Source organism: Streptomyces blattellae, from assembly GCF_009709555.1.
GTDB classification, from domain to species: domain Bacteria; phylum Actinomycetota; class Actinomycetes; order Streptomycetales; family Streptomycetaceae; genus Streptomyces; species Streptomyces blattellae.
In genome coordinates this window covers 1-12367 of record NZ_WJBG01000196.1, presented here as the reverse complement: position 1 = coordinate 12367, position 12367 = coordinate 1, and the positions used below count along the sequence as shown (strand labels likewise).

Here is a 12367-nt window from a genome sequence, read left to right as displayed (position 1 = left end):
CACCTGATCTGCTGATCCACCTGATCTGGAGACTGCCTTGTCCACCCTCACGCGACCGGCGAAGGTCGCCACCGACTCCCCGGTCCGGCGGACCTCCCCCCGCCGGGCCGGGAGACGGGGAGCCTACAAGGGCCTGCTGTTCATGCTGCCCTTCCTGATCGGCTTCCTCCTCACCTACGTCGTCCCGATCGGCTACGCCCTCAACCAGAGCCTGCACGAGAAGAAGAGCAGCGGTATCGGCTTCGGCCCGACCAAGGTCGTCTTCGCGGGCTTCGCCAACTTCTCGGCGATCCTCGCGGACGGCACCTTCTGGGCCGGCATGCTGCGCACCCTCCTCTTCGGAGCCGCGCAGATCACGGTGATGCTGGGCATCTCCCTGTTGCTGGCCCTGCTGCTCGACGGCGTCGCGGCCCGCGCCGTCCGCTTCTTCCGCGCCGGACTGCTCATTCCGTACGTCATCCCGGGCGTGGTCTCGACGCTCATCTGGCTGTTCCTCTACAGCCCGACCGCCAGCCCGATCGTCGACATCGCGGAACAGGCCGGCACGAGCGTCACCTTTTTCGGCGGCCTGAACACCTATCTCTCGCTGGGCAATCTGCTCACCTGGCAGGGCATCGGCTTCAACATGATCCTGATCTCCGCCTCGCTCCAGGCCCTGCCCCGTGAGCTGTACGAGGCGGCCCGCCTCGACGGGGCGAAGGAGTGGCGGATCGCCTGGTCGATCAAGGTGCCGAACATCACCGGGATCCTGGTGCTGACCGGCATGTTCTCCCTGATCGGCCGGCTCCAGCTGTTCACCGAGCCGCTGTTCCTGAGGTATGTGGCGCCGGAGTCCATCAGTACGGACTTCACGCCGATGCTGGAGATCTTCGACCGGGCGTTCAAGACCGGCGACTACCAGTACGCCGCCGCCGAGTCGCTGGTCCTGGCCGTGGTCACCGGCGTCCTCGCCTTCGTCTTCTACCGCGTCACGAACAGGAAGATGTCATGAGCAGCGCCACCAACGCCGCAGCCGTCCCCGGCGGCGGAGCACGACCGACCCGCCGCGCGGTGGCGCTGACCACCGGCCTGTTGATCGTCTTCCTGCTCTACTCGCTCGCCCCCACCTGGTTCCTCCTGGTCGCGTCGACCAAGAACCAGACGGATCTCTACTCCACGTTCGGCCTGTGGTTCTCCTCCAACCACCTGGCCGACAACTTCCAGGCGATCTGGGACTACCACGACGGCGTCTTCGGCCGCTGGCTCCTCAACTCCGTCGTGTACTCCACCGTGGGCGCCGCGGGTTCGACGCTGGTCTCCCTTGCCGCCGGATACGGCCTGTCCAAGTACGAGTTCAAGGGGCGGGGTGCCCTGTTCGGAGTCATCGTCGGAGCCTCGCTGCTGCCGAGCACGCTGCTGGCGTTCCCGCTCTACCTCGTCTTCGCCGAGATCGGGCTCACCAACACCGTGTGGGCGGTGCTGATCCCGTACTTCATCAACCCCTTCGGGGTCTACCTCGGCAAGGTCTACGCCGACACCTCGGTGCCCACCGAGCTGATGGAGGCCGCCCGCATCGACGGGGCGAGCGAGACCCGGATCTTCTTCGCGGTCGCGCTGCGGCTGATGCGCACCGGCGGCATCACCATCTTCATGCTCGATTTCGTCAATATCTGGAACAACTTCTTCCTCCCCCTGTTCATGCTCAACGGCGAGCGCACCTACCCCGTGACCCTCGGCCTCTTCTCCTGGGTCCAACAGGCCCAGAGCGCCCGCGACATGAACACCCTCGTTCTCACCGGATCGCTGCTGTCGATCGTCCCGCTGGCCGTGTTCATGTTCGCGCTCCAGAAGTACTGGCGCAGCGGAATCCTCATGGGCAGCCTCAAGTAAAGGACCCACCCCGCGATGCCCAACTCCCCCAGACGCCGTGCGGTGCTGAAGTACGCCGGAACGGCCGGTGCCGCCGTCGCCGTCCTCGGTCTGCCGTCGGTTCCGACGGCCGCCGCCGCAGCCCCCGATCCCGCTGCCGGAAGGCGTGAGCCTGCCCCGCTGGACATCGTTGTCTTCGGCGACGCGGAATCCGAGTCCGCGCACGGCCTCACCGCGACGCTCTCCGACACGGTCACCGGCGGTCTAGGCCAGAGCGCCCGCGTCCTCAACCCGACCAGCCCCGCGTCGTATTGGGGCGGCACGCTGAAGTTCGACGTCGCCGTCCGCCCGACCGGCACCACCTACGTCACGGTCCGGCTGTGGGGCGACGACCACGACGACACCTCCGACGAGGCCGCCTCCGGCACGAACATGTGGCGGCTCCAGCTGTTCTGCGAGGGCAAGCAGGTCGGCTACCAGGACCAAGGCGCCGTCGACAGTCTCGACATCCTCGACACCGCGCCGCGCACACCGGGCCGCTTCTTCTTCCACACCCTGCCGCTGCCGGAGAAGATGACCGCCGGCAAGGAGAAGGTGACGCTGGAGATCCGCGCCATGGGCCGCATCTGGTCCTACGGTCAGAACACCTCGCAGCTCTACCGCACCATGACCACGCCGTCGCGCGGCATCTACCGCCTCTACACCCACACCGACCCGTACTTCGTGCCCCCCAAGGGCGAGGTCCAGGGCCCCGCGCCCACGCCGACCGCGCGCACCGGCGGCGAGGAGATCCTGGACGCCATCAAGGCAAGGGTGCAGAAGGACCAGAAGAACCTCCTCACCACCGCCAATCCGGCCACCATGGACGGCTGGGCCATGCAGTCGCTCGCCGAGGGCTGTCTGTGGTCGGGCAGCCCGGCGTACGGCAAGCCGGAGGCGATCGACCGGGTGCTCCAGGCGATCGACGGCCGGTACACGGCGTGGAAGGCCGACTCCACCGTCATGACCGGCTCCGACCAGCAATGGCAGGGATTCGGCCGCGTCGGCCTGGTCCTGGCCCTGCTGTGGGAGCACCTCGGCGACCGGCTGGACGAACGCGTCACCGGCTCTCCGTACGCCATCACCAACCCCGGCTTCGAATCGGGCGCCGAAACCCCCACCGCCTGGCAGATGCCCGGCTGGGCCACCGCCGGCGGCGGCACTTGGACCCGCGACACCACCGTCTCCCGCTCCGGCTCCGCCTCCCTCAAGCTCCAGGTCACCACCGCGAGCGGCTACAGCTACGTCAACTCCGCGCCCCGAACCCGTATCGGCCAGGGCACGTACAAGTACGGCGCCTGGATCAGGACCGACGGTGTGACGGGCGCGGGCGCCCACATCGACCCGCTGTTCTTCGACGCGAGCGGCAGGCTGGTCGGCGGCGACCACAAGGTGTACGCGAGCAAGGGCACCCACGACTGGGAGTACGTCGAGTTCGTCTTCGACACCCCGGCCGGTGTCACGCAGATGGAGATGCACCTGCGCCTGTCCGGCCCGGGCACGGCCTGGTTCGACGACGTCACCCTCGTCGCCCCCGCCGACACGACGACACCCCTGCCGCCGGTGCGCAAGGACGCGTACGTCGGCATGCTCAAGTCCAGCCGCGACTACTGGCGTCGGCACTTCCCGCACTACAGCAACCAGGCCCAGATCTGCGCCATCGGCCTCTACCAGACCAACCGCGGCCTGAAGCTCCTCGCCCCGGACCTGGCACTCCCGGAGGACAAGGCCCGCGACTACCTGTACCAGTCGATCGGCATGGTGCCCTACCTCGGCCCGGAGGACGCGGGCGGCAAGCCGACCAAGCCCCTCGGCGACAGCTACTACCAGGTGACCAGAGCGGGCCTGACCCGCGAACTCGGCTATGTGGGCAACTACGGCGAGGTGATGGACTGGCTCGTGATGATGTACGAGTCCGTCACCCGCGGGTACGGCGGCCAGGAGGCTCCCGAACTGCGTGACCACATGGTCAAGATGACCAAGGCACGCGGCAGGTTCCGCGTCGTGGACGTCGACAAGGACCACTGCCGGATCTCCCGCGTCGAGACCGTCATCGGCTGGCGCAACGAGGTCTACCCCGGCGAGACCGCGTACGCCTCCCGTACCGCCTGGGACTCCAACCCCCTCATGGCGGCGGTCGCGTTCAAGGACCCGGAGATCGTCGGCTGGACCCAGGAGATGGTCGCCGACGGCCAGCTCTACCCGCAGCTCCACCTCCAGGCCACCCACGGCTGGACCCGGGTCGGCCTGAACGCCCTGCGGTTCCTCTCCCGCGACTGGCCCGAGTTCCAGTCACTGGCCGCCCGCCCCGGCCGCATCCCGACCGGCTGGGACCAGCCCGACTTCGTCCTCACCGACGAGGACAACGGCTGCGTCGCCGTCAAGAACGGCAAGGAACTCTTCTTCGCCTCCCTCTACTTCCGCTCCCGCCAGGGCGTGAACAACTACGCCCGCATCCACCACGTCACCCCCGCGGACCAGCGCTCGGCGACCATCCGGGAGCGCTCGGCGGGCACCACCGACAAGACCTTCACAGCCCGCGACTGGGTCCTGTGGGACTACGCCATCAACGACCCCGGCGCCGGCCACATCCCGCCCGGCGGCTTCCCGCCCCCTGGCGACACCCTCCACCAGGCCCTGGAGGGGGACGTCTACCACCTCGCCCCCGTCCCCGACGACATCCCCGACCCCACCCTCGGCGTCCACTTCGAAGGGGTCGAGACGATGCTCGTCGGCCGTGCGCCCTTCTACCTGTGCGAGTACGGCGACTACCTGATCGCCATGAACACCAGCACCGACAAGACGGTCACCGTTCCCGCCCGCTGGCACTTCGGTCCGGCCTGCGACCTCGCCACCGGCAAGACCGTCGGCGCCGGCGAGCGGCCCAAGCTCGGCCCGCGCAGCACGCTCGTGCTCTACCGGGGCTGATCCGGCCAACGGGCCGGTGCGGCAGGGGACCGCACCGGCCCGCCCCCCACTTCCGCAGTTCCGCACTCACCGTCGAGTGAAGGAATCCCCATGTCCGACAGGTGTCCCCGACGTCGCTTCCTCCAGATCACGGCGGTCGGGACCGGTCTCGCAGGCGCCGCCTCACTGGCCGGAGCGAACCGGGCCGCCGCCGTCACCTCGGGTCTGACCGCCCTGACCCACCCCGGCGTGTTGCGCAGCCGTGCCGACGTCACGCGCGACACCGCCCACGCCACCAAGGCCCTGCAGATCATCAGGTCCTGGACCAACGCACTGCGGGAGACCAACGGCAAGGACGCCGAGCAGGCCGCGGGGATCTACGGTGCCAAACTGGCCGCCGCCGTCGAGATCACCCTGCTGTTCACCCTCTGATCTCTCGCTCGACCCCCACTTTTGATCACTCACTCAGCGGAGCTTCCGTGATCCACAACCCCGTCCTGCGCGGCTTCGAACCCGACCCGGTGATCCTGCGGGTCGGCGACGACTTCTACATCGCCACGTCCACCTTCGAGTGGTACCCGGGGGTGCGCATCCACCACTCCCGGGACCTGGTGAACTGGCGGTCACTGGGCGGGGTCCTGGACAGCCGGCGCCTGCTGAACCTGACCGGTGTCCCCGACTCCGGCGGCATCTGGGCGCCGGGTCTGTCGTACGCCGACGGCCTGTTCCACCTGGTCTTCACCGTGGTCGACACCTATGCGGAGGGCTGGAAGGACCTGCCCAACTACGTGACCACGGCTCCCTCGATCGAGGGCCCGTGGTCCGACCCGGTACCGCTGCACGGCCGGGGCTTCGACGTGTCCTTGTTCCACGACGACGGGCGCAGCTGGCTGCTGAACATGCGGTTCGACTGGCGGCCGGAGCGGGAGTCGTTCGCCGGGATCGAGATCCAGGAGTACGACCGCGACCGGCAGGTCCTGCTGGGCGAGCCCCGCACGATCTCCCTGGGCACGGCGGCCGGGGTCGCCGAGGGCCCGCACGTGTACAGGAAGGACGGCTGGTACTACCTCGTGCACGCCGAGGGCGGCACCGGATACGAGCACGGGGCAGCCGTGGCCCGCTCCCGCCACCTGTTCGGCCCGTACGAACTCGACCCGGCAGGCCCTCTCCTGACCTCCCGCCACGATCCCTCCCTGGTGTTGGGCAGCTGCTGCGGCTCTCGGTCCGACGTCCGGTACCAACTGCGGGTCCTCGGCTTCACCGGCGCGATGCTGGGTCTGTGGGTGCAGGACCTGGACGGCAGTGGAGTGCACGCGGACTTCGCGTACGCGACCTACCGGGAGGAGAGCGCCTGATGGACCGCGTCCCCCTCTTCCACACGGACCTCGGTCCGGCCGGGGCGCCGGCCCTGCTGCTGGTGCACGGCTGGGGCGGGGACGGCCGGGAGTGGTCCCCGCACGTCGAGGCGCTGGCCGGCCGGTTCCGGGCCGTCGTACCGGACCTGCGCGGGCACGGCCGGTCCCCGGTGCCGGACGAGGGCAACGCACCGGTGCGGATGGCCGACGACCTGGCGGCCCTCGTCGACTCCCTGGGCACCGGGCCGGTGGTCGCCGTCGGGCACTCCATGGGCGGTCAAGTGGTCAATCTGCTGGCCCTGCGCCATCCCGCCCTGGTCCGATCGGTTGTCGCCCTCGATCCCGCGCACGGCGCACACGGCGCCGAGGTGGACGGCATCCCGGCCCGGCTCGCCGCCTACCGGGAACGCGGGGCCCGCGCCGCCGCCGAGTTCGTGGCCGGAGCGTTCGCTCCGGACGCCCCGAAGGGCCTGCGCACCGCCCACGTCCGCACCATGCTGGGAACGCCCGACCACGTCATCGCCCAGGCGTATGCCGGCATGTACACCGACCCGGGCGCGGTCGGCATCCGCCTCCGCAGCGAGGCGTACCTCCGTTTGCGCATCCAACCGGCGCTCACTGTGTGGACTTCAAAGGAAGCGGCGACCTGGGAACGCGGCACACTGCACGCACCGGGCTCCCGTGTGGAGCACTGGCCGGACTCCGGACACTACCTGCACGAAGAACACATCGAGCGGACGATCCGGATCGTGGCCGACTGGGCGGAGACCGTCGTTGCGCGGCGGCCGACGACGTGATCGTGCCGCCCGTCGCCCTGGGCCGACCGGTGGCGAACCTGGTGCAGAGGAGACGATCTCCACTCGGGTTGTGCGCCGACGTCCACCAAGTGCTCATCGAGGCCCACGGGGGCGGAGGACGGCGTTGGTGTACTCGTCGAAGGAGCAGGCCGACTGTCCTTGCCGAAAGCGGATGCCTTGTAGCCGCCGTGCGGCATCTCGCTGGTGATCGGGATGTGGTCGTTGCCCCGGACACGGCCCGCCTGGATCTCGCGGCTCGCGCGCCCGGCACGGTACACGCCGGGTGTCCAGGCGGATGCGGCCAGCCCGTAGGGGTGTCGTCGGCGAGATGGATGGCGCCGTCGTCGGTGTCGAAGGGCAGACAGACGAGGACCGGCCCGAAGGTCTCCTGCTGCACGACGGCTGAGTCCTGCCCCGCGTCGGCCACCAGGGTCGGGCGCGCGGCGGATCAGCCCTTCCTTCGCCATGCGGTCGGCGAGCGGCGACGGCCGAGAGCCCGCGTGACACGCTCGCGCGGGCTCTCGGTTTGCTTCCCCCCTTTAGGGCACGCGGAGGGCACGCCACCCCCAAATTGGACTAGACAACAAACAAACCCCAGGCCGCTGACCTGGGGTTTCACATTGGAGCGGGTGACGAGAATCGAACTCGCGCTCTCAGCTTGGGAAGCTGATGTTCTACCATTAAACTACACCCGCGTAGGACGCCGGTTGAGGGCCGGTGTCGGAATGCTCGGTAACTCTACCTCATGTCGGGCTCCCGGTGCTGAAGCCGTGGGGCCCGAGGGTCTTTTGAGGGGGTGACGGGGGTGACGGGGCTGCGGGGGGCGGGAGTTGGGGCGTACGGTGGAGGGTGGAACAGGGTCTGGATGAGGTCGGAGTGCCCCCTGGATGACCGTCCCTTTCATCCCGTACTGTGGCCTTTCGTCGTCCGGCGGGCAGCAGTCGGACGCGGCTCTTGGGGAAGGGACTCTAGGACTTGATGGAGCGCACCGTCGTCCGTTGTGCCGATGGGCACGTGTTCAGCACCGGATCGTTCCCGATGCAGCAGGCCGACCGCCTCGGACCCGGACGGCTCGTCCGGTGTCCACGGTGCGCCCGGCTCCGCAGTGTCGTGCCGGTGACTCTGGAGAAGCGGTAACCCGCGCAAGGCAGTACTGGCAGTACCGGAGTACCGGCAGTACCGGAGTACCGGCAGTACCGGAGTACCGGCAGTACCGGAGTACCGGCAGTACCGGCAGAACCAAAAGTGTCAGTAGTGCGGAACCGGCAGCACCCCGGCAGTGAAGCCGTAAGCCCCAAACCAGTCACTACGGCAGCGCGCGCGGAGCCGTCCCATTGTGGTGGCTCCGCGTGCCTTGCGTATCCTCGGGACGTGCTTCTCTCAGACAAGGACATCCGGGCCGAGATCGACGCCGGGCGGGTACGGATCGATCCCTACGACGAATCCATGGTGCAGCCGTCGAGCGTCGATGTGCGGCTGGACCGGTACTTCCGGGTGTTCGAGAATCACCGGTACCCCCACATCGACCCCTCCGTCGAGCAGGTCGACCTCACGCGGCTGGTGGAGCCGGAGGGTGACGAGCCCTTCATCCTCCACCCGGGCGAGTTCGTCCTGGCGTCGACGTACGAGGTCGTCACCCTCCCCGATGATCTTGCGTCGCGGCTCGAAGGCAAGAGCTCTCTCGGGCGGCTCGGGTTGGTCACGCACTCCACCGCCGGCTTCATCGACCCCGGTTTCTCCGGGCACGTGACGCTGGAGCTGTCCAACCTCGCCACGCTCCCCATCAAGCTCTGGCCCGGCATGAAGATCGGCCAGCTGTGCATGTTCCGGCTCAGTTCGCCCGCCGAGTTCCCGTACGGCAGCGAGCGCTACGGCTCCCGGTACCAGGGCCAGCGCGGGCCCACCGCTTCCCGGTCCTACCTCAACTTTCACCGGACGCAGGTGTGACGACGGGATGAGCGGCATGAGCGGCATGAGCGGCATACGGGAGAACCTCACCTACGAGGCGTTCGGCACCGCCGTACGCGAACTCGGGCAGGCCATCGCCGACGACGGGTACGAGCCCGACATCGTCCTCAGCATCGCCCGCGGCGGGGTTTTCGTGGCCGGTGGGCTCGCCTACGCCCTCGACTGCAAGAACCTCCACCTGGTGAACGTCGAGTTCTATACGGGAGTGGGGACGACGCTCGAAATGCCCGTCATGCTCGCTCCCGTCCCCAGCCGAGATCCGCTCCGCCGTCATCTACGAGAAGCCGCAGTCCCTCGTGAAGTGCGAGTACGTGTGGAAGCGCACCGATGATCAACTTTCCGTGGAGTGTGCTGCCGCCCGTGCGCAGGTCGGGTGGCGCGGTCAAGTCGAACACGGAAGCGCTGTGATCTGAGGAGACCGGGCGGATAGGGTTCCCGACCTGCTGCACCGTGGGGAGCCCCTTTCGTACCGCTCAAACGGCTTAGAACGTGCCCAGCTTCACGATCGACAGGATGGCGACCAGCTGGATCGCGGAAGCGCCGAGGGCCCTGGGCCAGGGGAGGTCGTGGGAGCGGGTGACCATGAGGGTGAGGAGGGCGCCTGCGGCTACCCAGGTGGCCCAGCCGAGGAGCTGGACGAAGGGCGCGTCGCCGCCGAGGAACAGGGCGACGACGAGGCGCGGGGCGTCGGTGACGGACATGATCAGCATGGAGAGGCCGACCGTGGGCTGCCAGGCGCCGTCGCCGCCGAGCTGGCGGGCCAGGGTGTGGGTGACCACGCCCAGGACGAAGGCGGACAGGACCATCGCCACCGCGGTCGTCAGGACGATCGGGACCGCGTTCGAGAGGGTCGCGTTGATCGCGTCCTCGCGGGCGCCGTCGAAGCCGAAGACCGCGAGCAGGCCGTAGAGGAAGGTCACGATGACGGCGGGGGCCCACATCGTGTAGTCGCGCATCTGGAGAAACGTCTGGTTGGGGGCCAGCACGATGCCCCTCAGCAGGTCCTTCCAGTGCAGGCGCGGGCCGATGGGGCCGGACGGTGTGGTCGAGCCCGCGTGGTACGTCTCGCCCTGGTTGTACGGCTCCTCGCCGACCGAGAACGCCTGGGTGTGACCGGGGTTGTTGGCCGCGTACGGGTCCGGCCCGGGGTGGGGTGCGTACCCGCCGCCGTCGCCGAAGTACTCCGGCTCGTCGTAGCCGCCCGCGCCCCGGCCGCCCCGGCCGCCGTGGGCCTGGCCGCCGTAAGCGCCGCCGTTGCCCTGCGGCCACTGCTGCTGCGGGGCGTACGGCTGCTGCGGCGCAGGGGGATTGCCGTACGGCGGACCCTGCGGGGTCTGACCGTACGGAGGTTGTTGCGGTCGCGCTTGAGGAGCGCCGTTGCTTCGGCCGCGTCCGATCCTGAATCCAGCCACGTCTTCGAACGTACCTGGTTCCTGAGAGTCACGTGCCCGGCCGGGGGTTTCGGGCCCGGCTTTGCGGCCGAGCTGTGACATCCCCTAAGAGTGAGACGGTGCTGTTCTCCGGGCGGGTTGCCGTGACCGGACGTTCAGGGCCCCAGCTGGACTGTTACAGGACCCCAGCTGGGCTGTTACAGGATCTCAGCTGGACCGTTCAGGATCTCAGCTGGACTGTTCCGGCCCCAGAAATGCCGACGTGGAGAAGGTGACGGCCGGCCTGGAGGCGAGCAGCCCGTCTTCCCGTCCCGGATAGACGGCGACGGTGTCCTTCGTCTCGCCCCGGTACGTCCGTACGGCCAGGTCCGCCCGCCCGTCGCCGTCGAAGTCCGCGGCGGTCAGGACGCGGGTGGTGCCGCGGGCGGCGGGCTCGACGGTCACGGTCGGTGCCGCGGACAGTCCGGCCGTACCGCCGCGGAACAGCCGTAGCCGCGAGCCGCTGGAGACGAGGTCGTCCTTGCCGTCGCCGTCGAAGTCGGCGGCCGTCAGCATGGAGCCGGGGGTGGGGAGGGTGGCGCGGGTGGGGGTGGGGAGGTCGTAGCGGAGGGCGGTCGCGTCCATCGCGCCGACCGCGGCATCGAGCCGGGTCCCCTCACCGAAGTCGCCGAGGGCCACGTCGATGCCGTCCGGGAGGGCGGGGCCGGTGCCGGTGGGGCCGGCCGGGCCGCCGAGGACGAGCGCCGAGGAGGCGGTGCCTTCTGCCGTACGGACGACCAGGTCGTCGTAGCCGTCGCGGTCGACGTCGGCGGCGGGGCCGGTGGGGAGGTTGCCGGGCGCGGGGATCGGGGCGGTGGCGGCGCTCGGGGCGCCCTCGCGGGTGAAGGGGCCCGGCAGGAAGCTGAGTTGCCGGTCGGAGGCGTGGACGACCAGGTCCTCGGCGCCGTCGCCGTCGAAGTCGCCGCAGACCGGCTGGTCCGGCCAGTCGTTGCCGGCGCGGGCCCGGGCGGGGACGGCGAGGGTGACGGCCTTGCCGGTGAGGCCGTCGGGGGAGCCGAAGAGGAGCTGGAGCGGGACCGGGGGCCGGCCCTGGCCGTCGTAGGGCGGGTCGGTGGAGATCACGAGGTCGGTGAAGCCGTCCCCGTCGAGGTCGCAGGTCGCCTCCGCGTCGAAGAGGGCGGGGAGTTGGCCCGCGGTACGGGCCGCGTTTCTCGCCGGGGTCAGCAACTGCCGGGCGCCCGGGGCGAGTCCGCGCGCCGAGCCGTAGACGACGCCGATACCGGCGTCGTCGCCGTGGCTCTGCTCCTTCACCAGGTCGTCGAGGACGAGATCGCCGTGTCCGTCGCCGTTGAAGTCGGCGGGGACTTCGCTGCCCTTGCCGCGGGGGACGGGCAGTCGGGCGGGGGCGTCGCCCTTCGCGGCCTTCGCGGGGGTGCGCTCGGCGCTGCCGGCGTGCTCGGTCGACCCGCAGGCGGCGAGGGGAACAAGCAACACGACGGTCACCGTCGCCACACACATCGTGCGTCTTCGCACGCGCACCGCTCACCTCGCCGACCTCAGACCTCTGTGACAACAACCCCGTAATGATGCGCGTGTTCGGGCCGGGAGTTAAGAGTCGGGAGTCAAGTGCCGGGAGGCAAGAGGTGTGACGTGTTCAGGACTGGTAGGGCTGCTGCTGGGGCTGCCCGTACGGCTGCTGACCGCCCGGACCTCCACTCGCAGCCTGCGCCTGAAGCTGTTGCGCCTGCTCCTTGGTGATCTTCTGCTCCGCACCGCAGAAGGTGCACTGCGTCGCGTACTTCGTCGAGAACGGGAACAGCGGCACGAAGAACAGCGTGAACTTGGTGACGCGCTTGCGCAGCGTGTGCGCGGCGGGGTTGCCGCACTGGCCGCACAGGAGGGTGAGTATCGCGAGCTGGTAGACGTAGCCCTTGGTGCCAAAGATGATCATCCCGTGGCCCTTTCCGATCGGTTGCTCTCCCAGTGTGAACCCCGTGCGCGCCCCTCAGCGCCGGCTACTTCACCGGCTACATCACCGGCTACATCACCGGCTACTTCACCG

At 69.3% G+C, this 12367-nt stretch carries 10 protein-coding genes, 1 tRNA gene and 3 pseudogenes; 9 read left to right on the top strand and 5 right to left on the bottom strand.

Annotated elements, in window-relative coordinates; all coding sequences use genetic code 11:
• Window positions 1–37 precede the first annotated feature (37 nt).
• From GFH49_RS26205 to GFH49_RS26180, 7 genes and pseudogenes are all read left to right on the top strand, one after another.
• Window positions 38–991: a carbohydrate ABC transporter permease gene (locus GFH49_RS26205; protein WP_155058547.1), complete on the top strand. Its 954-nt coding sequence runs from the start codon at window positions 38–40 to the stop codon at window positions 989–991.
• Entirely contained in the window at window positions 988–1869 is an 882-nt protein-coding gene (locus GFH49_RS26200) for a carbohydrate ABC transporter permease (protein WP_155058546.1), read from the top strand. Before GFH49_RS26205 ends, GFH49_RS26200 begins: the two co-directional genes overlap by 4 nt.
• Before the next feature lie 15 nt (window positions 1870–1884).
• Window positions 1885–4815, top strand: coding sequence for a Tat pathway signal sequence domain protein (locus tag GFH49_RS26195; protein WP_155058545.1), 2931 nt, complete (start codon window positions 1885–1887; stop codon window positions 4813–4815).
• Between the two features lie 90 nt (window positions 4816–4905).
• Complete coding sequence (locus tag GFH49_RS26190; protein ID WP_155058544.1) at window positions 4906–5226, top strand: hypothetical protein; 321 nt, start codon at window positions 4906–4908, stop codon at window positions 5224–5226.
• Window positions 5227–5273: 47 nt separating this feature from the next.
• Window positions 5274–5996: pseudogene (locus tag GFH49_RS26185) on the top strand (family 43 glycosylhydrolase); the annotation flags it as partial.
• Window positions 5991–6149 (top strand): beta-xylosidase family glycoside hydrolase, encoded by a 159-nt coding sequence (locus GFH49_RS41250; RefSeq protein ID WP_328288293.1) that lies wholly within the window; start codon window positions 5991–5993, stop codon window positions 6147–6149. The pseudogene GFH49_RS26185 and the gene GFH49_RS41250, both read left to right, overlap by 6 nt.
• A complete protein-coding gene (locus GFH49_RS26180) occupies window positions 6149–6946 on the top strand; it encodes an alpha/beta fold hydrolase (protein ID WP_155058543.1) in 798 nt (265 codons plus the stop codon). The genes GFH49_RS41250 and GFH49_RS26180 overlap by 1 nt, the downstream gene beginning before the upstream one ends.
• 126 nt (window positions 6947–7072) lie before the next feature.
• Here the strand turns inward: GFH49_RS26180 and GFH49_RS26175 are convergent.
• Together GFH49_RS26175 and GFH49_RS26170 are read right to left on the bottom strand one after the other, a co-directional pair.
• Window positions 7073–7385: pseudogene (locus GFH49_RS26175) on the bottom strand (aldehyde dehydrogenase family protein); the annotation flags it as partial.
• 182 nt (window positions 7386–7567) lie between these two features.
• A tRNA-Gly gene (locus GFH49_RS26170) sits at window positions 7568–7641 on the bottom strand.
• A gap of 676 nt (window positions 7642–8317) precedes the next feature.
• Between GFH49_RS26170 and dcd the strand changes: the two genes are divergently transcribed.
• Together dcd and GFH49_RS26160 are read left to right on the top strand one after the other, a co-directional pair.
• Window positions 8318–8893 carry a dCTP deaminase gene (gene dcd / locus GFH49_RS26165; RefSeq protein ID WP_155058542.1) on the top strand — a complete coding sequence of 192 codons (576 nt, stop codon included), beginning with the start codon at window positions 8318–8320 and terminating at the stop codon, window positions 8891–8893.
• Between the two features lie 25 nt (window positions 8894–8918).
• Window positions 8919–9322 (top strand): annotated as a pseudogene (locus tag GFH49_RS26160) (phosphoribosyltransferase).
• Between the two features lie 74 nt (window positions 9323–9396).
• On the opposite strand, the gene GFH49_RS26155 reads toward GFH49_RS26160, so the two are convergent.
• The 3 genes from GFH49_RS26155 to GFH49_RS26145 form a co-directional block, all read right to left on the bottom strand.
• Window positions 9397–10407 (bottom strand): Yip1 family protein, encoded by a 1011-nt coding sequence (locus GFH49_RS26155; RefSeq protein WP_155058541.1) that lies wholly within the window; start codon window positions 10405–10407, stop codon window positions 9397–9399.
• A 126-nt stretch (window positions 10408–10533) separates the two neighbouring features.
• Entirely contained in the window at window positions 10534–11823 is a 1290-nt protein-coding gene (locus tag GFH49_RS26150) for an FG-GAP repeat domain-containing protein (protein WP_155058558.1), read from the bottom strand.
• 136 nt (window positions 11824–11959) lie between these two features.
• Window positions 11960–12256 carry a zinc-ribbon domain-containing protein gene (locus GFH49_RS26145; RefSeq protein ID WP_155058540.1) on the bottom strand — a complete coding sequence of 99 codons (297 nt, stop codon included), beginning with the start codon at window positions 12254–12256 and terminating at the stop codon, window positions 11960–11962.
• Between the last annotated feature and the right edge of the window lie 111 nt (window positions 12257–12367).

Coding starts and splice junctions, on each gene's coding strand:
- GFH49_RS26200 (WP_155058546.1), top strand. CDS start 988: ATGAGCAGCGCCACCAACGCCGCAGCCGTCCCCGGCGGCGGAGCACGA.
- GFH49_RS26195 (WP_155058545.1), top strand. CDS start 1,885: ATGCCCAACTCCCCCAGACGCCGTGCGGTGCTGAAGTACGCCGGAACG.
- GFH49_RS26190 (WP_155058544.1), top strand. CDS start 4,906: ATGTCCGACAGGTGTCCCCGACGTCGCTTCCTCCAGATCACGGCGGTC.
- GFH49_RS26180 (WP_155058543.1), top strand. CDS start 6,149: ATGGACCGCGTCCCCCTCTTCCACACGGACCTCGGTCCGGCCGGGGCG.
- GFH49_RS26155 (WP_155058541.1), bottom strand. CDS start 10,407: ATGTCACAGCTCGGCCGCAAAGCCGGGCCCGAAACCCCCGGCCGGGCA.
- GFH49_RS26150 (WP_155058558.1), bottom strand. CDS start 11,823: ATGTGTGTGGCGACGGTGACCGTCGTGTTGCTTGTTCCCCTCGCCGCC.
- GFH49_RS26145 (WP_155058540.1), bottom strand. CDS start 12,256: ATGATCATCTTTGGCACCAAGGGCTACGTCTACCAGCTCGCGATACTC.